Consider the following 18,098-nt stretch of genomic DNA (forward strand, 5'->3'; position numbering starts at 1 on the left):
TGGTAGACCGGATAAGCGTGAGCGCCATCCGGCAGCCAGCATCTAACGCACTTCCAGCGGCCAGTGGACATAGCTTTGCCACTGGATTTCCTGATCGATCAACTCTTTACCTAATGGATGATGTTCCAGCCAGCTTTCCGGCAACGTTAGCGTCAGATCTTCATCCTGAGCTTGCAGGGTGATATGTGGCACTAAATCGTCACGGCGGCGGCTTGCGAAGATGATCGCTAGGCGTAGCAAACGGCAAAGGTGCTCCGCGATGCGCGGCGGCACGGCGTTTTGCTGGTGGAGTGAAGAGAGATCGACTGGGTTGGTCTGATTTAATAACAGCGTGGCTAACAGCTTTTTCTGCGCGGGAGTGAAGCCCGGAAGATCGAGATTACGCACCAGCCAGGCGGCATGCAGCGGTGCCTGCTTATATTCCACGCTCAGCCCTATTTCATGCAGCTGACAGGCACTTTGCAGCAGTTCACGGCTAATGGCCTCAAGATGCCACTCATCTTTCACCTGATCGAATAAATGTACAGCCAACTGTGCGACGCGGTTCGCCTGATCGGTGTCAACCATAAAGCGACGCTGAATATTACGCAGCGTACGGCTGCGAATATCCTGATCGACAGGCAGGTGCAGCATACCGTAAACCAGACCTTCACGCAGTGCGCCGCCGGCCAGGGTCATGCATTGAATATTCAACTCAGTGAAAATCGCGATCAGGATTGCCAGCCCGCTGGGGAACACCAGTGCGCGTTCCAGCGTTAACCCTTCGATTTCCAACTCTTCCAGACGACCGCAGTGGATAGCGCGCTGCTTAAGCTGCTGAAGTTTGGCCAGCGTAATGCGCTCATCCATACCCTGCGCCATCATGATTTCCTGCAACGCCTGGACGGTACCGGAGGCACCAACGCAAACTTTCCAGCCATGAAAACGCAGTTTGTCGGCGACCGGGCGCAGAACCTCACGCGCCGCTTTCTCGGCTTCGTCAAAATTTTCCTGCGCCAGATTACGATCGGTGAAGTACCGTTCGAGCCAGGTAACGCAGCCCATTGACAGGCTGAACAGAGAGGTTGTTTGGGCGCCGGAGCCGGTAACCAGTTCCGTACTGGCTCCGCCAATATCAACGACCAGACGCTGATCGGCACCGCCAGTGGTGTGGGCAACACCCTGATAAATCAGTCGTGCTTCTTCTTCACCACTGATGACCTGGACAGGGCAGCCGAGGATCTCTTGCGCTTTGGCGATAAAGACATCGGCGTTTACCGCGATGCGCAATGTTGCCGTGGCGACCACGCGGATTTGCGGTTGCGGGATATCCTGCAGACGTTCAGCAAACAAGCGCAGGCATTGCCAGCCGCGTTCCATGGCTTCAGCGGAGAGAATGTTGTCGCTGTTGAGTCCAGCGGCCAGACGCACCTTGCGTTTAATACGCGTGAGCGTCTGGATGCTTCCCGCCACTTCGCGTACAACCAGCATATGAAAACTATTCGAGCCTAAATCGATTGCGGCGTACAGCGAAGTGGTTGTGAGCATATCTTACGTTAACCTGAACGACGACGATTACGCGGAGCACCACCGGTACGACGCGGGCCATTGCCTGGGCGTGGGCGCGTCATGCGCAGCGGCTTTGGCAGGTCAGTCATTAGCGCGTCCGGGTTGTACTTGCTGACCGGAATCGAGTGGCCAATGTAGGTCTCGATTGCAGGTAAATTCAGCGCGTACTCTTCACAAGCTAGGCTAATAGAATGACCACTTGCGCCTGCACGACCTGTACGACCAATACGGTGGACGTAATCTTCACAGTCATCCGGCAGGTCATAGTTAAACACGTGCGTTACGGCTGGGATGTGCAGGCCACGCGCCGCGACATCGGTTGCGACGAGAATATCGAGATCGCCACGGGTGAACTCATCAAGGATACGCAGGCGTTTTTTCTGCGCCACGTCACCGGTAAGCAAGCCTACGCGATGTCCGTCAGCAGCAAGACTGCCCCAGATCTCTTCACAGCGATGTTTGGTGTTAGCAAAAACAATGGCGCGATCTGGCCACTCTTCTTCAATCAGCGTTTGCAGCAAACGCATTTTCTCTTCGTTGGAAGGATAGAAGAGTTCTTCTTTAATACGGTGGCCCGTCTTCTGTTCCGGTTCGACTTCAACGTACTCGGCGTTATTCATTTGTTCAAACGCCAGTTCGCGAACGCGATAAGAGAGGGTTGCAGAAAACAGCATGTTCAGACGTTGGGTGGTTGGCGGCATACGACGGAACAGCCAACGGATATCTTTAATAAAGCCCAGATCGTACATACGATCGGCTTCATCCAGCACCACGACCTGAATCGCGCCCAGGTTGATATGGTTCTGTTTTGCGTAGTCGATAAGACGACCGGTCGTGCCGATAAGAATATCGACGCCGCTTTCCAGCACTTTCAGCTGTTTGTCGTAACCGTCGCCGCCATAAGCCAGGCCTAATTTCAGACCGGTGGTCTGTGCCAGCGGCTCGGCGTCGGCGTGGATCTGCACGGCTAACTCACGCGTTGGCGCCATAATTAACGCACGCGGTTGGTTCACCTTGCGATCGTCAATCGCGGGATGAGAGAGAAGATAATGAAACGTTGACGTCAGGAACGCCATCGTTTTTCCGGTACCGGTTTGCGCCTGCCCTGCAACATCACGGCCTGCCAGCGTAAGCGGCAGCGCGAGAGCCTGAATGGGCGTGCAGTTATGAAACCCTTTATTTTCAAGGGCTTCTATCACCTTCGGGTGCAGGGCGAAGTCGGAAAACTTCTGTTCTGTTAAATGTGTTTTGCTCATAGTGTGGTAGAATATCAGCTTACTATTGCTTTACGAAAGCGTATCCGGTGAAATAAAGTCAACCTTTAGTTGGTTAATACTGTACACAATTCATTCATGATGCGTCGAGATGGCAAGTGAATGGGTCCAAAGAAGCGTATTGAGTACGTGACCAGGACGCAGCGCACAGCCAACAAAAAGGCGGCTTGAAGGATGATGTGTAAACACCAACACACCAGGCTTATTCCTGTGGAGTTATTATGAGCGATAAAATTATTCACCTGACTGACGACAGTTTTGACACGGATGTACTCAAAGCGGACGGAGCTATCCTCGTTGATTTCTGGGCAGAGTGGTGCGGTCCGTGCAAAATGATCGCTCCGATTCTGGATGAAATCGCTGACGAATATCAGGGCAAATTGACGGTTGCTAAACTGAACATTGACCAAAACCCAGGCACCGCGCCGAAGTATGGTATTCGTGGCATCCCGACCCTTCTGCTGTTTAAAAACGGCGAAGTTGCGGCGACTAAAGTCGGCGCGCTGTCCAAAGGTCAGTTGAAAGAGTTCCTCGACGCTAACTTAGCGTAAGGAAGTATCATGATCGGGCGGCCATACTTCGAAATGATTCGGATGACTGGACGCCCGACTTGAGTCGTGCTAAGTTAGTGTTGACTTCGTATTAAACATACCTTATTAAGTTTGAATCTAGCTTTATCCAATACTTCCCGTTGTTTCTCGTGCGAGAAGTAGACAGATTCAGGGCCTTGTCACTCAATCCGTCTTGTCGTTTCAGTTCTGCGTACTTTCCTGTGACCAGACAGCGAACAGACATGAGTCGATGGCCGTAAACAGGCATGGATGACCCTGCCATACCATTCACAACATTAAGTTCGAGATTTACCCCAAGTTTAAGAACTCACACCATTATGAATCTTACCGAATTAAAGAATACGCCGGTTTCTGAGCTGATCACTCTCGGCGAAAATATGGGCCTTGAAAACCTGGCTCGTATGCGCAAGCAGGACATTATTTTTGCCATCCTGAAGCAGCACGCAAAGAGTGGCGAAGATATCTTTGGTGACGGTGTGCTGGAGATATTGCAGGATGGATTTGGTTTCCTCCGCTCTGCAGACAGCTCCTACCTCGCCGGTCCTGATGACATCTACGTTTCTCCAAGCCAAATCCGCCGTTTCAACCTCCGCACTGGTGATACCATTTCTGGTAAGATTCGCCCGCCAAAAGAAGGTGAACGCTATTTTGCGCTGTTGAAAGTTAACGAAGTTAACTACGACAAACCGGAAAACGCCCGTAACAAGATCCTCTTCGAAAACTTAACGCCGCTGCACGCAAACTCCCGTCTGCGTATGGAGCGTGGTAATGGTTCTACCGAGGACTTAACGGCGCGCGTACTGGATCTGGCATCGCCGATCGGTCGTGGCCAACGTGGTCTGATTGTGGCACCGCCAAAAGCGGGTAAAACCATGCTGCTGCAGAACATTGCGCAGAGCATTGCCTACAACCACCCGGACTGTGTGCTGATGGTGCTGCTGATTGACGAACGTCCGGAAGAAGTGACCGAGATGCAGCGTCTGGTTAAAGGTGAAGTTGTGGCTTCTACCTTTGATGAACCCGCATCTCGCCACGTTCAGGTTGCGGAAATGGTAATCGAGAAGGCGAAACGTCTGGTTGAACATAAGAAAGACGTTATCATCCTGCTCGACTCCATCACGCGTCTGGCGCGTGCGTACAACACCGTGGTCCCGGCTTCCGGTAAAGTCCTGACCGGTGGTGTTGATGCCAACGCCCTGCACCGTCCGAAGCGTTTCTTCGGTGCGGCACGTAACGTGGAAGAGGGCGGCAGCCTGACCATCATCGCGACTGCGCTTATCGATACCGGCTCTAAAATGGATGAAGTTATCTACGAAGAGTTTAAAGGTACCGGCAACATGGAACTGCATCTCTCTCGTAAGATCGCTGAAAAACGCGTCTTCCCGGCTATCGACTACAATCGTTCCGGTACCCGTAAAGAAGAGCTGCTTACCACCCAGGAAGAGCTGCAGAAAATGTGGATTCTGCGCAAAATCATCCATCCGATGGGTGAAATTGATGCAATGGAGTTCCTCATTAACAAGCTGGCGATGACGAAGACCAATGATGACTTCTTCGATATGATGAAGCGCTCATAATTCAGGCATCATCCGAAAACGCCACGTTTTTACGTGGCGTTTTGCTTTTATGCCTGTAATCTTAACGACACAATAACAATAATACGGTATGACATACCGCCAGGTTGAAAAAGATTCGTAATTTGTATCTTGTGGTTGATAATTATACAGAACCATCGGATATGGAGACGGGTTTCCCTTCTGAATAAAGGTCTTCGTGGTTATACTTCTGCTATTAATTTTCTCTGAGAGCATGCATTGTGAATTTACTGACAGTAAGCACTGATCTCATCAGTATTTTTTTATTCACAACACTGTTTCTTTTCTTTGCGCGTAAGGTCGCAAAAAAGATTGGTTTAGTGGATAAACCCAACTTTCGCAAACGGCATCAAGGATTGATCCCGCTGGTTGGGGGGATTTCGGCTTACGCAGGTATTTGCTTTACGTTTGTGATTGCTGATTATTACATCCCGCATGCTTCTCTCTATCTGGCCTGTGCCGGCGTGCTGGTTTTGGTTGGCGCGCTGGACGATCGTTTTGATATCAGTGTAAAAATCCGCGCAACTATCCAGGCCGCGATCGGCATTATCATGATGTCGGTTGGCAAACTCTATCTTCTTAGCCTTGGGTATATTTTTGGCCCCTGGGAGATGATTCTTGGCCCGTTTGGCTATTTACTGACGCTGTTTGCCGTCTGGGCGGCAATTAATGCTTTCAATATGGTGGACGGTATTGACGGCCTGTTAGGTGGGCTGTCCAGCGTTTCATTCGCGGCGATGGGGTTTATCCTGTGGTTCGATGGGCAGACGAGTCTGGCCGTATGGTGTTTTGCGATGATCGCCGCCATTCTGCCTTATATTCTGCTGAACCTGGGCGTTCTTGGGCGCCGTTATAAAGTCTTCATGGGTGATGCTGGCAGTACGCTGATTGGTTTTACCATCATCTGGATCCTGCTGGAAACCACGCAGGGCAAAACACATCCTATAAGCCCAGTTACCGCACTGTGGATTATCGCCATCCCGTTAATGGATATGGTGGCGATCATGTACCGCCGTTTGCGTAAGGGCATGAGCCCGTTCTCAGCCGATCGCCAGCACATTCATCATTTGGTGATGCGGGCAGGGTTTACTTCCCGCCAGGCATTTGTTCTGATTACGCTGGCGGCGGCCGTGCTGGCATCGATCGGTGTGCTGGCTGAATATTTCCGTTTAGTTCCGGAATGGGCCATGCTGGTGCTGTTTTTAATGGCATTTGGCCTCTACGGATACTGTATCAAGCGTGCCTGGAAAGTGGCGAGATTTATCAAGCGAGTGAAGCGCAGACTGCGAAGAATTCGTGAAGGCAAACCAAACTTAACCAAGTGAATTGAGGATGCGATGACACAACCATTACCGGGGGAAGACGCCATGAGCGCTGAAAATGAACTGGATATCCGTGGGTTGTTTCGTACCTTATGGGCAGGGAAGGTGTGGATTGTCGGTATGGCGCTCGCATTTGCACTTGTTGCTCTCGCCTATACTTTTTTCGCCCGTCAGGAGTGGAGCGCAACGGCTATTTCAGACAAGCCTACGGTGAATATGTTGGGGGGCTATTACTCTCAACAACAGTTCCTGCGCAACCTGGATATTAAGGCCAGCCTCGCATCAACGGACCAGCCGTCGGTGATGGATGAAGCCTATAAAGAATTTATCATGCAGCTTGCCTCCTGGGATACGCGCCGTGAATTCTGGCAGCAGACTGATTATTACAAGCAGCGTATGGTCGGAAACAGTAAAGCCGATGCCGCGCTGCTGGATGAACTGATCAACAACATTCAGTTTATGCCTGGTGATGCGTTGCGGAACACCAATGACAGCGTGAAGCTTATTGCGGAAACGGCACCTGATGCCAACAATCTTCTGCGCCAGTACGTGGCCTTTGCCAGCCAGCGTGCAGCACGTCATCTGAACGATGAGCTGAAAGGCGCATGGGCTGCGCGGACGGTGCAAATGAAAGCGCAGGTCAAACGGCAGGAAGAGGTAGCAAAATCGATTTTCTCTCGCCGTGTTCATAACATTGAACAAGCGCTCAAAATTGCTGAGCAGCATAATATTTCGCGTACTTCTACTGATGTCCCTGCTGAAGAGTTGCCTGATTCTGAGTTGTTTTTACTCGGACGCCCTATGCTGCAGGCGCGACTCGAAAACCTGCAATCTGTTGGCCCAGATTTTGATATGGACTATTTTCAAAACAGAGCCATGCTGAACACGCTGAACGTAGGACCGACCCTGGATCCGCGTTTTCAGACCTATCGTTATTTGCGGACACCGGAAGAACCGGTAAAACGTGATAGCCCACGTCGTGCCTTCCTGATGATTATGTGGGGCATCGTTGGGGCCCTGATCGGTGCTGGTGTCGCGTTAACCCGTCGCCGTTCGATTTAGCAATACCGTTGCAGTGAGGGGCTGGGCTCTCACTGCCAATCCGAAGAGAATCGATGTGAAAGTACTGACTGTATTTGGTACGCGACCGGAGGCCATTAAGATGGCTCCTCTGGTTCATGCGCTGGCTAAAGATCCTGATTTCGACGCGAAAGTTTGCGTCACTGCACAGCATCGGGAGATGCTCGATCAGGTATTGCACCTCTTTTCCATCGTACCTGACTACGATCTCAATATTATGCAGCCAGGTCAGGGACTGACAGAAATTACCTGTCGAATTCTGGAAGGATTAAAGCCAATCCTCGCTGAATTCAAACCTGATGTGGTGCTAGTCCACGGTGATACAACAACAACCCTTGCGACCAGCCTGGCCGCGTTTTATCAGCGTATTCCGGTGGGGCATGTTGAGGCTGGGTTGCGAACTGGCGATCTCTATTCTCCCTGGCCGGAAGAGGCAAACCGTACACTGACCGGGCGCCTGGCAATGTATCACTTTTCCCCAACTGAAAATTCACGCCAAAACCTGTTGCGTGAAACCATTCCGGATGACCGTATTTTTGTCACGGGGAACACGGTTATTGATGCGTTGATCTGGGTTCGCGATCGTGTACTCGGAAATGAAGCACTGCGCGCTGAACTGGCTGAGCGCTATCCTTTCCTGGATGCGGATAAGAAGATGATCCTGGTAACCGGTCATCGTCGGGAAAGCTTTGGTCGCGGCTTTGAGCAAATCTGCCATGCACTGGCGGAAATTGCCGCGGCTAATCAGAATGTACAGATTGTCTATCCCGTACACCTGAACCCCAACGTTAGCGAGCCGGTAAATCGTATTTTGGGTCATGTTGAGAACGTGATTCTGATTGAGCCACAGGACTATCTGCCATTCGTCTGGCTGATGAATCATGCCTGGCTTATCCTTACCGATTCCGGCGGGATTCAGGAGGAAGCCCCTTCTCTGGGCAAACCTGTGTTGGTGATGCGAGAAACAACGGAGCGGCCAGAAGCCATTACCGCAGGCACAGTACGTCTGGTTGGGACTGACCCTCAGCGTATTGTGGCAGAAGTCACGCGCTTGCTGCATGACGAAAATGAATATCAGACCATGAGCCGCGCCCATAATCCGTATGGTGATGGGCAGGCGTGTGGCCGCATTTTACACGCGTTAAAAAATAATCGGATATCGCTATGAGTTTTACGACCATTTCTGTCATTGGGCTGGGTTATATCGGACTGCCGACGGCGGCCGCTTTTGCTTCCCGTCAAAAACATGTTATTGGCGTAGATGTAAATCAACATGCGGTGGATACCATTAACCGCGGTGAAATCCACATCGTTGAACCTGATTTGGGTGCTGTGGTGAAAACAGCAGTCGAAAATGGCTTTCTGCGTGCGGTTACGACACCTGTTGAAGCAGACGCTTATCTGATTGCTGTGCCGACCCCCTTCAAGGGGGAGCATGAACCCGATATGGTCTATGTTGAAGCCGCAGCGAAGTCGCTTGCGCCGGTGCTGAAAAAAGGGGCGTTGGTGATCCTTGAATCGACGTCACCCGTCGGGGCAACGGAGCAGATGGCAGCATGGCTTGCAGAAATGCGCCCTGATCTGACTTTCCCGCAGCAGGCGGGGGAACAGGCTGACGTGAACATTGCTTATTGTCCGGAGCGCGTGCTGCCAGGCCAGGTAATGGTTGAACTGATTAAAAATGACCGTGTGATTGGCGGAATGACCCCCGTTTGTTCTATGCGCGCCAGCGAACTGTACAACATCTTCCTCGAAGGTGAATGTGTGGTGACTAACGCCCGCACTGCAGAAATGTGCAAGTTGACCGAAAACAGCTTCCGCGATGTCAATATCGCCTTTGCTAATGAACTGTCGCTGATTTGCGCCGATCAGGGGATTAACGTCTGGGAACTGATCCGTCTGGCGAACCGTCACCCGCGGGTTAACATTTTGCAGCCTGGACCTGGTGTTGGCGGGCACTGTATCGCGGTCGACCCGTGGTTTATTGTGGCGCAGAACCCGCAGCAGGCGAGATTGATCCGCACCGCGCGCGAGGTAAATGATAGTAAGCCTCATTGGGTTGTCGATCGGGTAAAAGCCGCTGTAGCGGATTGTCTGACGGAGACCAATAAACGTGCCAGCGACGTAAAAATTGCCTGTTTTGGTCTGGCGTTCAAACCGAATATTGATGATTTACGTGAAAGCCCGGCAATGGGGGTGGCGCAAAGTATCGCACGCTGGCACAGCGGCGAGACGCTGGTGGTTGAACCGAATATCCATCAGTTGCCGAAAAAACTGGATGGCCTGTGCCAACTGGCGAAACTGGACGATGCGCTGGCAAGCGCCGATGTGCTGGTGATGCTGGTTGACCATAATGAATTTAAAGCGATTAAAGGCGATGCGGTTCACCAGCAATACGTGGTTGATACCAAAGGAGTCTGGCGCTAATGAAACGAATTCTGGTTACCGGTGGTGCAGGATTTATTGGCTCAGCGGTTGTGCGTCACATCATTAATGAGACTCGGGATGCCGTGGTAGTGGTTGATAAGTTAACCTATGCCGGAAACCTGATGTCGCTGGCGCCGGTTGCACAGAATGCCCGTTTTGCCTTTGAACAAGTTGATATCTGCGATCGCCTGGCGCTCGACAACGTGTTTCAACAGTATCAGCCGGATTGCGTGATGCACCTGGCGGCAGAAAGTCATGTTGATCGTTCTATCGATGGCCCCGCCGCATTTATTGAAACCAATATTGTCGGAACCTACACGTTGCTGGAAGCCGCTCGCGCATACTGGAATGTGTTAGCCGATGATAAAAAGCAGGCGTTTCGTTTCCACCATATATCAACCGACGAGGTGTACGGCGACCTGCATTCTACGGATGATTTCTTTACCGAAACAACGCCGTATGCACCGAGTAGTCCTTATTCCGCGTCAAAGGCCAGCAGCGATCATCTGGTACGTGCCTGGCTACGTACGTACGGGCTGCCAACGTTAATAACTAACTGCTCCAACAATTATGGGCCCTACCATTTCCCGGAAAAACTGATCCCGCTGATGATTCTCAATGCACTGGCGGGAAAACCTCTGCCGGTGTACGGCAACGGACAGCAGATTCGTGACTGGCTGTATGTGGAAGATCATGCCCGGGCGCTCTATTGCGTCGCGACTACAGGCGCGGTTGGCGAGACCTATAATATTGGTGGTCATAACGAGCGTAAAAACCTGGACGTGGTCGAAACGATTTGCAGCTTGTTGGAAGAACTGGCACCGCAAAAACCAAAAGGTGTTATGCGGTATCGTGAATTGATCACTTATGTTGAAGATCGCCCAGGCCATGATCTGCGCTATGCCATTGATGCGTCGAAAATTGCGCGTGAACTTGGCTGGGTGCCGCAGGAAACGTTTGAAAGTGGCATGCGTAAAACCGTGCAATGGTATCTGGCAAATGAGGCTTGGTGGAAACCCGTGCAGGATGGCAGCTACCAGGGTGAGCGTTTGGGCCTGAAGGGCTAACAACCTGGTTTTGGCGCCCGGAGGAGGGATCATATGAAAGGTATCATTCTGGCAGGTGGCTCAGGCACTCGCCTGTACCCCATTACGCGCGGCGTATCGAAGCAGCTATTGCCTATTTACGATAAGCCCATGATCTATTACCCGCTATCGGTACTGATGCTGGCGGGAATTCGCGAGATCCTCATTATTACCACACCGGAAGATAAAGGGTATTTCCAGCGTTTGCTGGGAGATGGCTCTGAGTTCGGTATTGAATTGCATTATGCAGAGCAGCCCAGCCCGGATGGTTTAGCACAGGCATTCATTATTGGTGAAACGTTCCTTAACGGCGAACCATCATGTCTGGTGCTTGGGGACAATATCTTCTTTGGTCAGGGATTTAGTCCAAAACTACGCCACGTCGCTGCCAGAACACAAGGTGCGACGGTATTTGGCTATCAGGTGATGGATCCTGAGCGTTTCGGTGTGGTTGAGTTTGATGACAATTTTCGCGCAGTCTCGCTGGAAGAGAAGCCGAAAGAACCAAAATCAAACTGGGCGGTGACAGGACTCTATTTCTACGACAGTAAGGTAGTGGAATACGCAAAGCGCGTGAAACCTTCTGAGCGTGGGGAACTGGAAATTACCTCCATTAACCAGATGTACCTTGACGATGGCAATCTGACCGTTGAATTGCTTGGCCGTGGCTTTGCCTGGCTGGATACCGGTACGCACGACAGTCTGATTGAAGCGAGCACGTTTGTGCAGACGGTGGAGAAACGTCAGGGCTTTAAAATCGCCTGCCTGGAAGAGATAGCATGGCGTAATGGCTGGCTGGATGATGAAGGTGTTAGACGTGCCGCCAGCTCTCTGGCTAAAACAGGCTACGGCCAATATTTGCTGGAGCTTCTCCGTGCCCGTCCGCGCCAGTATTGAGTCTCTGGATTGGGAAAATACGTTCTTTGGCGTGAATAGCGCCATCGTACGGTTTGACCCGCACGCACCGATCCTGACAGCAGAAGTTTTACAGCGCTGGGAACGGGTGCAGGCAAAAATTCCTGCTGCAAATACGTATGAATTAGATGCTTTACAGCAGTTGGGCTTTTCACTGGTCGAAGGTGAGATGGACTTTGTTCTGCCGGTAACGTGCGCCCGTGAAAATCCCGGTGCACAGGTGGCGCAAGCTGCGGATATTCCGCTGCTGCGTCGACTGGCAGGAGAGGCGTTCGCCCAAAGTCGTTTCCGCGTACCGTGGTATCCCGTGGAGGCCAGTGCGCGTTTTTATGCACAGTGGATAGAAAACGCTGTGCTGGGCACGTTCGATCATCAGTGCCTCATTTTTCGTACACAGACAGGTGGGATTCGCGGTTATGTCTCACTACGTGACGTCAATGATACTGATGCACGTATTGGCTTACTGGCTGGTCGTGGTGCGGGTGCCGAACTCATGCAGGCTGCGCTTTGCTGGGCACAGGCTCGCGGTAAAACAACATTGCGGGTGGCGACCCAGATGGGCAACACCGCCGCGCTTAAACGTTATATACAGAGCGGTGCAAATGTGGAAAGCACCGCGTACTGGTTATACAGGTGACAAAATGATTCCATTTAACGCACCGCCGGTGGTGGGAACCGAGCTTGAATACATGCAGTCAGCGATGAGCAGCGGCAAGCTGTGTGGCGATGGTGGTTTTACCCGCCGTTGCCAGCAATGGCTGGAGCAGCATTTTGGCAGTGAGAAAGTGCTCCTGACGCCTTCCTGTACCGCATCACTGGAGATGGCGGCATTATTGCTGGACATCCAGCCCGGCGATGAAGTCATCATGCCCAGCTACACATTTGTATCTACCGCGAACGCATTCGTGCTGCGTGGCGCAAAAATCGTCTTTGTCGATATCCGCCCGGATACCATGAACATTGATGAAACGCTGATTGAAGCGGCGATCACCGAGAAAACCCGCGCTATTGTGCCGGTGCACTACGCCGGGGTTGCCTGTGAAATGGATACCATTATGGCGTTGGCGTCACAATACAACCTGTTCGTGGTAGAAGATGCTGCTCAGGGCGTAATGTCGACCTACAAAGGCCGTGCGCTGGGGACCATTGGGCATATTGGCTGCTTTAGCTTCCATGAAACCAAAAACTATACCGCAGGCGGTGAAGGCGGGGCGACGCTGATCAACGACCGTAAATTAGTTGAACGTGCAGAAATCATCCGTGAAAAGGGGACGAATCGCAGTCAATTTTTCCGCGGTCAGGTTGATAAATATACCTGGCGTGATATTGGCTCCAGCTATTTGATGTCCGATCTCCAGGCTGCCTATCTGTGGGCGCAACTGGAAGCGGCAGAGCGTATAAATCATCAGCGCCTGGTGCTGTGGCAGAATTATTATGATGCCCTCGAACCGCTGGCGCGTGCCGGGCGTATTGATTTACCCGCCATCCCGGAAGGTTGTGCGCAGAACGCCCATATGTTTTATATCAAGCTGCGCGATATTGACGATCGCACGGCGTTGATTAACTTCCTGAAAGAAGCCGAAATTATGGCGGTATTCCATTATATTCCGCTGCATGATTGTCCGGCTGGCGATAAATTCGGCGTGTTTTCCGGAGTCGATCGTTACACCACCAAAGAGAGTGAACGTCTGCTGCGTCTGCCGCTGTTTTATAACCTGTCGCTGGTGAACCAGCGCACAGTGATTACGACCTTACTCAACTACTTCTCCTGATATGTCGCTGGCTAAAGCGTCCTTGTGGACGGCTACCAGTACGCTGGTAAAAATTGGTGCGGGTTTGTTGGTGGTAAAACTGCTGGCGGTCTCTTTCGGCCCTGCGGGTGTGGGCCAGGCGGGAAACTTCCGTCAGATGGTCACCGTGCTTGGCGTGTTGGCGGGCGCCGGGATTTTCAACGGCGTCACGAAATACGTTGCGCAGCACCATGATGACCCGGCGCGGTTGCGTAAGGTGGTGGGGACATCGTCCGCAATGGTGTTGGGATTCTCTACGCTGATGGCGGCGATTTTTTTGCTGGCAGCAGCGCCTATCAGTCAGGGATTGTTTGGTCATACGCATTTTCAGGGGCTGGTACGCCTGGTTGCGCTGGTACAGATGGGGATTGCCTGGGCAAACCTGTTGCTGGCGTTGATGAAAGGATTCCGCGATGCCGCAGGTAATGCGCTATCGCTGATTATTGGCAGCCTGGTCGGCGTCGTGGCCTACTACGGCTGCTATCGGTTGGGCGGATACGAAGGTGCTTTGCTGGGGCTGGCGCTGGTGCCAGCGCTGGTGGTTATGCCCGCCATGCTTATGCTGATTAAGCGTGGCACTATTCCTCTGCATTACCTGAAGCCCTCGTGGGATAACGGTCTGGCAGGGCAGCTAAGCAAGTTTACGTTGATGGCGCTCATTACCTCTGTGACGCTGCCCGTGGCGTATGTGATGATGCGAAACCTATTGGCGGTGCAATACAGCTGGGATGACGTGGGGATTTGGCAGGGGGTGAGCAGTATCTCTGATGCGTACCTGCAATTTATTACCGCTTCATTCAGTGTGTATCTGCTGCCAACACTGTCTCGCCTGACTGAAAAGCGCGACATCACGCGTGAAGTTATCAAATCGCTGAAATTTGTATTACCGGCAGTTGCCGCCGCGAGTTTTACCGTCTGGCTGTTACGTGATTTTGCTATCTGGCTGCTTTTCTCCGCTAAATTCACCGCCATGCGTGATTTGTTTGCCTGGCAACTGGTGGGGGATGTACTGAAAGTGGGTGCCTACGTATTTGGCTATCTGGTGATCGCGAAGGCCTCGCTGCGGTTTTATATTCTGGCCGAAATTAGCCAGTTCATTTTGTTGACGGCATTTGCCCACTGGTTGATCCCCGCGCACGGTGCTCTGGGCGCGGCACAGGCCTATATGGCAACGTACATCGTCTATTTTTCTCTTTGTTGTGGCGTGTTTTTACTCTGGCGTAGGCGGGTATGACTGTACTGATTCACGTTCTGGGATCGGATATCCCTCACCATAACCAAACCGTGCTGCGGTTCTTTAACGACGCGTTGGCTGCAACAAGTGAGCACGCGCGCGTGTTTATGGTTGCCGGTCAGGATACGGGATTTAGCGAGAGCTACCCGGCGTTATCACTGAGTTTCTACGGTGGAAAAAAGGCGCTGGCAGAGGCCGTTATCGCCAAAGCTAAGACGTATCGCCAGCAGCGTTTCTTCTTTCATGGGCAGTTCAATACTAGTCTGTGGCTGGCATTGCTGAGCGGGGGGATTAAGCCTGAGCAGTTTTACTGGCATATTTGGGGTGCCGATCTGTATGAAGTCTCCAGTGGGCTGAAATTCCGTCTGTTTTACCCGATTCGCCGAATGGCACAAAACCGCGTGGGTTGTGTCTTTGCCACGCGAGGCGATCTGAGCTATTTCGCTGAGCTGCATCCGCGTGTTCGCGGGGAATTGCTCTATTTCCCAACCCGTATGGATCCGTCGCTGAACAATATGAGCAATGAGCGCCAGCGACGCGGGAAAATGACGATCCTGGTCGGAAACTCTGGCGATCGCAGTAATGAGCATATTGCCGCGCTGCGTGCTGTCCATCAGCAGTTCGGCGACACGGTTAACGTGATTGTGCCAATGGGTTACCCGGCAAATAATGCAGGCTATATTGAAGAAGTGCGCCAGGCGGGTCTGGCGTTATTTAGCGCCGATAACCTGCAAATTCTCAGTGAAAAGCTGGAGTTTGATGCCTATCTGGCGCTACTGCGTCAGTGCGATCTGGGTTACTTTATTTTTGCCCGTCAGCAGGGGATTGGTACATTGTGTCTGCTGATTCAGGCGGGGATCCCGTGCGTGCTCAATCGTGAAAACCCATTCTGGCAGGATATGGCAGAGCAAAACATCCCGGTTCTGTTTACGACAGATGTACTCAATGAAGGTATCGTACGCGAGGCGCAGCGCCAACTGGCATCGGTTGATAAAAGTGCAATTACTTTCTTTAGCCCGAATTATCTGCAACCGTGGCATAACGCGCTGCGCATTGCCTCAGGAGAAACCGTATGAGTCTGATGCAATTCAGCGGTCTGCTGGTGGTGTGGCTGCTCTCGACTTTGTTTATCGCCACGCTGACCTGGTTTGAATTCCGACGCGTGCGGTTTAACTTCAATGTCTTCTTCTCATTGCTGTTTTTATTGACGTTTTTCTTTGGTTTTCCGTTGACCAGCGTGCTGGTATTTCGCTTTGATGTGGCGGTGGCCCCGCCGGAAATTTTGCTGCAGGCGTTGCTGTCCGCTGCCTGCTTCTACGCAGTGTACTATGTGACCTATAAAACACGCCTGCGGAAACGGAGCCCGGAGAGAACGCGCAAACCGCTGTTTACCATCAATCGCGTTGAAGCACATTTGACCTGGATTATCCTGATGGCGATTGCGCTGGTGAGCGTGGGCATTTTCTTTATGCACAACGGTTTCCTGCTGTTCAGGTTGCAATCCTATAGCCAGATTTTCTCCAGTGAAGTCTCCGGGGTGGCTCTGAAACGCTTCTTCTACTTCTTCATTCCGGCGATGCTGGTGGTCTACTTCCTGCGTCAGGACAGCAAAGCGTGGTTGTTCTTCCTGGTGAGTACCGTTGCATTTGGGTTGCTGACGTACATGATTGTTGGCGGAACCCGCGCCAATATTATTATCGCGTTTGCCATTTTCCTGTTTATCGGCATTATTCGCGGCTGGATTTCGCTGTGGATGCTGGCCGCGGCGGGCGTCCTGGGTATTGTCGGGATGTTCTGGCTGGCGCTGAAGCGCTACGGGATGAACGTCAGCGGTGATGAGGCGTTCTATACTTTCCTGTACCTCACGCGCGATACCTTCTCGCCGTGGGAGAATCTGGCGCTATTGCTGCAAAATTACCACAATATTGAGTTTCAGGGACTGGCGCCGATTGTTCGTGACTTCTACGTCTTTATCCCTTCCTGGCTGTGGCCGGGACGACCTGGCATTGTTCTCAACTCAGCGAACTACTTTACCTGGGAAGTGTTGAATAACCACTCGGGGCTGGCGATTTCGCCGACGTTAATTGGTTCGCTGGTGGTGATGGGCGGGGCGCTGTTTATACCGTTAGGCGCGATTGTCGTCGGCCTAATTATTAAATGGTTCGACTGGTTGTATGAATTAGGCAACCGGGAAACTAATCGCTATAAGTCGGCGATTTTGCACAGTTTCTGTTTCGGTGCCATTTTTAATATGATCGTTTTGGCACGTGAAGGGTTAGATTCGTTTGTCTCGCGAGTGGTTTTTTTCCTCGTGATTTTCGGCGTCTGTCTGTTGGTGGCAAAATTGTTGTACTGGCTGTTTGATAGTGCGGGACTCATCCATAAACGAATAAAGTCGGTGCCCCGGACACAGGTTGAAGGATCGTAATGACAGATAACACAACTGCGCCGCTGTATTCACTGCGCGGATTAGAACTGATTGGCTGGCGCGATATGCAACATGCGCTGAATTACCTGTTTGCCGAGGGACGTCTCAGGCAGGGGACGCTGGTAGCAATTAACGCTGAAAAAATGCTGACAGCGGAGGATAACCCAGAGGTTCGGACGTTGATCGAGGCCGCTGAGTTTAAATATGCGGATGGGATCAGCGTGGTGCGTTCCGTGTGTAAAAAATTCCCGCAGGCGCAGGTATCACGTGTGGCGGGGGCCGATCTCTGGGAAGCGCTGATGGCTCGCGCCGGGAAGGAAGGAACGCCCGTATTCCTGGTGGGCGGTAAGCCTGATGTCCTGACGCAAACAGAGGGAAAACTGCGCGCACAATGGCACGTCAATATTGTTGGCAGTCAGGACGGCTATTTTACCGCCGATCAGCGTCAGGCGCTGTTTGAGCGTATTCATGCCAGCGGCGCACAACTTGTTACCGTGGCGATGGGTTCGCCGAAACAAGAAATTTTTATGCGCGACTGTCGCCAGGTCCATCCGCATGCGCTGTATATGGGCGTGGGCGGCACCTACGATGTGTTTACCGGGCACGTAAAGCGCGCGCCCAAATTCTGGCAGAGCCTGGGATTGGAGTGGCTGTATCGCTTGCTGCTGCAACCGAGTCGTATCACCCGCCAACTTCGTTTATTACGTTATCTCCGCTGGCACTATACCGGCAATCTCTGACATCACCTCTGCGTTGTTCAGTAGCGCGTTATGCTAAACGCGCTACTTATTCACAACATAATCGCTGCTTTCTCGCACAATCTATTCA

17 protein-coding genes are annotated in these 18,098 nt (G+C 52.1%); 15 read left to right on the forward strand and 2 right to left on the reverse strand.

The annotated features are described in order from the left end of the window. Nucleotides 1-42: 42 nt before the first annotated feature. Together gppA and rhlB are read right to left on the reverse strand one after the other, a co-directional pair. Nucleotides 43-1,527 carry a guanosine-5'-triphosphate,3'-diphosphate diphosphatase gene (gppA, locus tag JTI85_RS01470; protein ID WP_048214058.1) on the reverse strand — a complete coding sequence of 495 codons (1,485 nt, stop codon included), beginning with the start codon at nucleotides 1,525-1,527 and terminating at the stop codon, nucleotides 43-45. Between the two features lie 8 nt (nucleotides 1,528-1,535). Then, entirely contained in the window at nucleotides 1,536-2,804 is a 1,269-nt protein-coding gene (gene rhlB, locus JTI85_RS01475; protein ID WP_048214059.1) for an ATP-dependent RNA helicase RhlB, read from the reverse strand. Nucleotides 2,805-3,043: 239 nt separating this feature from the next. Here rhlB and trxA point away from each other — a divergent pair, with 239 nt between their 5' ends. From trxA to wecG, 15 genes are all read left to right on the forward strand, one after another. Continuing rightward, nucleotides 3,044-3,373: a thioredoxin TrxA gene (gene trxA / locus JTI85_RS01480; protein ID WP_001280776.1), complete on the forward strand. Its 330-nt coding sequence runs from the start codon at nucleotides 3,044-3,046 to the stop codon at nucleotides 3,371-3,373. A 176-nt stretch (nucleotides 3,374-3,549) separates the two neighbouring features. Next, on the forward strand, nucleotides 3,550-3,633 hold the full coding sequence (locus tag JTI85_RS01485; protein WP_101743114.1) for a rho operon leader peptide: 84 nt from the start codon (nucleotides 3,550-3,552) through the stop codon (nucleotides 3,631-3,633). A 78-nt stretch (nucleotides 3,634-3,711) separates the two neighbouring features. Continuing rightward, complete coding sequence (gene rho, locus JTI85_RS01490; RefSeq protein WP_002437993.1) at nucleotides 3,712-4,971, forward strand: transcription termination factor Rho; 1,260 nt, start codon at nucleotides 3,712-3,714, stop codon at nucleotides 4,969-4,971. A gap of 239 nt (nucleotides 4,972-5,210) precedes the next feature. Beyond that, nucleotides 5,211-6,314 carry a UDP-N-acetylglucosamine--undecaprenyl-phosphate N-acetylglucosaminephosphotransferase gene (gene wecA, locus JTI85_RS01495; RefSeq protein WP_005133353.1) on the forward strand — a complete coding sequence of 368 codons (1,104 nt, stop codon included), beginning with the start codon at nucleotides 5,211-5,213 and terminating at the stop codon, nucleotides 6,312-6,314. A 12-nt stretch (nucleotides 6,315-6,326) separates the two neighbouring features. Continuing rightward, nucleotides 6,327-7,373: an ECA polysaccharide chain length modulation protein gene (gene wzzE / locus JTI85_RS01500; RefSeq protein WP_048214060.1), complete on the forward strand. Its 1,047-nt coding sequence runs from the start codon at nucleotides 6,327-6,329 to the stop codon at nucleotides 7,371-7,373. A gap of 55 nt (nucleotides 7,374-7,428) precedes the next feature. After that, the gene (gene wecB / locus JTI85_RS01505; protein WP_048214061.1) at nucleotides 7,429-8,559 is read left to right on the forward strand and encodes a non-hydrolyzing UDP-N-acetylglucosamine 2-epimerase; all 1,131 of its coding nucleotides are present in this window, start codon (nucleotides 7,429-7,431) and stop codon (nucleotides 8,557-8,559) included. Next, a complete protein-coding gene (gene wecC / locus JTI85_RS01510; RefSeq protein ID WP_048214062.1) occupies nucleotides 8,556-9,818 on the forward strand; it encodes a UDP-N-acetyl-D-mannosamine dehydrogenase in 1,263 nt (420 codons plus the stop codon). The genes wecB and wecC overlap by 4 nt, the downstream gene beginning before the upstream one ends. Further along, the gene (rffG, locus tag JTI85_RS01515; protein WP_200045142.1) at nucleotides 9,818-10,885 is read left to right on the forward strand and encodes a dTDP-glucose 4,6-dehydratase; all 1,068 of its coding nucleotides are present in this window, start codon (nucleotides 9,818-9,820) and stop codon (nucleotides 10,883-10,885) included. Before wecC ends, rffG begins: the two co-directional genes overlap by 1 nt. A gap of 33 nt (nucleotides 10,886-10,918) precedes the next feature. Beyond that, nucleotides 10,919-11,800, forward strand: coding sequence for a glucose-1-phosphate thymidylyltransferase RfbA (gene rfbA / locus JTI85_RS01520; RefSeq protein WP_048214064.1), 882 nt, complete (start codon nucleotides 10,919-10,921; stop codon nucleotides 11,798-11,800). Then, nucleotides 11,778-12,455, forward strand: a complete 678-nt coding sequence (gene rffC, locus JTI85_RS01525) for a dTDP-4-amino-4,6-dideoxy-D-galactose acyltransferase (RefSeq protein WP_124022127.1) — start codon at nucleotides 11,778-11,780, stop codon at nucleotides 12,453-12,455. The genes rfbA and rffC overlap by 23 nt, the downstream gene beginning before the upstream one ends. A 4-nt stretch (nucleotides 12,456-12,459) precedes the next feature. Further along, nucleotides 12,460-13,590 (forward strand): dTDP-4-amino-4,6-dideoxygalactose transaminase, encoded by a 1,131-nt coding sequence (rffA, locus tag JTI85_RS01530; RefSeq protein WP_048214066.1) that lies wholly within the window; start codon nucleotides 12,460-12,462, stop codon nucleotides 13,588-13,590. Nucleotide 13,591: 1 nt separating this feature from the next. Next, nucleotides 13,592-14,842, forward strand: a complete 1,251-nt coding sequence (gene wzxE, locus JTI85_RS01535) for a lipid III flippase WzxE (protein WP_219352023.1) — start codon at nucleotides 13,592-13,594, stop codon at nucleotides 14,840-14,842. Next, on the forward strand, nucleotides 14,839-15,918 hold the full coding sequence (locus tag JTI85_RS01540) for a TDP-N-acetylfucosamine:lipid II N-acetylfucosaminyltransferase (RefSeq protein ID WP_219352024.1): 1,080 nt from the start codon (nucleotides 14,839-14,841) through the stop codon (nucleotides 15,916-15,918). The genes wzxE and JTI85_RS01540 overlap by 4 nt, the downstream gene beginning before the upstream one ends. Next, complete coding sequence (gene wzyE, locus JTI85_RS01545; protein ID WP_048214069.1) at nucleotides 15,915-17,270, forward strand: ECA oligosaccharide polymerase; 1,356 nt, start codon at nucleotides 15,915-15,917, stop codon at nucleotides 17,268-17,270. The genes JTI85_RS01540 and wzyE overlap by 4 nt, the downstream gene beginning before the upstream one ends. Beyond that, nucleotides 17,270-18,010, forward strand: coding sequence for a lipopolysaccharide N-acetylmannosaminouronosyltransferase (wecG, locus tag JTI85_RS01550; protein ID WP_219352025.1), 741 nt, complete (start codon nucleotides 17,270-17,272; stop codon nucleotides 18,008-18,010). Before wzyE ends, wecG begins: the two co-directional genes overlap by 1 nt. Nucleotides 18,011-18,098 lie beyond the last annotated feature (88 nt).

It is taken from the genome of Citrobacter sp. Colony219 (genome assembly GCF_019382635.1).
Taxonomy (GTDB): Bacteria; Pseudomonadota; Gammaproteobacteria; order Enterobacterales; family Enterobacteriaceae; genus Citrobacter; species Citrobacter youngae.

Coding starts and splice junctions, on each gene's coding strand:
- gppA (WP_048214058.1), bottom strand. CDS start 1,527: ATGCTCACAACCACTTCGCTGTACGCCGCAATCGATTTAGGCTCGAAT.
- rhlB (WP_048214059.1), bottom strand. CDS start 2,804: ATGAGCAAAACACATTTAACAGAACAGAAGTTTTCCGACTTCGCCCTG.
- trxA (WP_001280776.1), top strand. CDS start 3,044: ATGAGCGATAAAATTATTCACCTGACTGACGACAGTTTTGACACGGAT.
- rho (WP_002437993.1), top strand. CDS start 3,712: ATGAATCTTACCGAATTAAAGAATACGCCGGTTTCTGAGCTGATCACT.
- wzzE (WP_048214060.1), top strand. CDS start 6,327: ATGACACAACCATTACCGGGGGAAGACGCCATGAGCGCTGAAAATGAA.
- wecC (WP_048214062.1), top strand. CDS start 8,556: ATGAGTTTTACGACCATTTCTGTCATTGGGCTGGGTTATATCGGACTG.
- rffG (WP_200045142.1), top strand. CDS start 9,818: ATGAAACGAATTCTGGTTACCGGTGGTGCAGGATTTATTGGCTCAGCG.
- rfbA (WP_048214064.1), top strand. CDS start 10,919: ATGAAAGGTATCATTCTGGCAGGTGGCTCAGGCACTCGCCTGTACCCC.
- rffA (WP_048214066.1), top strand. CDS start 12,460: ATGATTCCATTTAACGCACCGCCGGTGGTGGGAACCGAGCTTGAATAC.
- wzxE (WP_219352023.1), top strand. CDS start 13,592: ATGTCGCTGGCTAAAGCGTCCTTGTGGACGGCTACCAGTACGCTGGTA.
- JTI85_RS01540 (WP_219352024.1), top strand. CDS start 14,839: ATGACTGTACTGATTCACGTTCTGGGATCGGATATCCCTCACCATAAC.
- wzyE (WP_048214069.1), top strand. CDS start 15,915: ATGAGTCTGATGCAATTCAGCGGTCTGCTGGTGGTGTGGCTGCTCTCG.
- wecG (WP_219352025.1), top strand. CDS start 17,270: ATGACAGATAACACAACTGCGCCGCTGTATTCACTGCGCGGATTAGAA.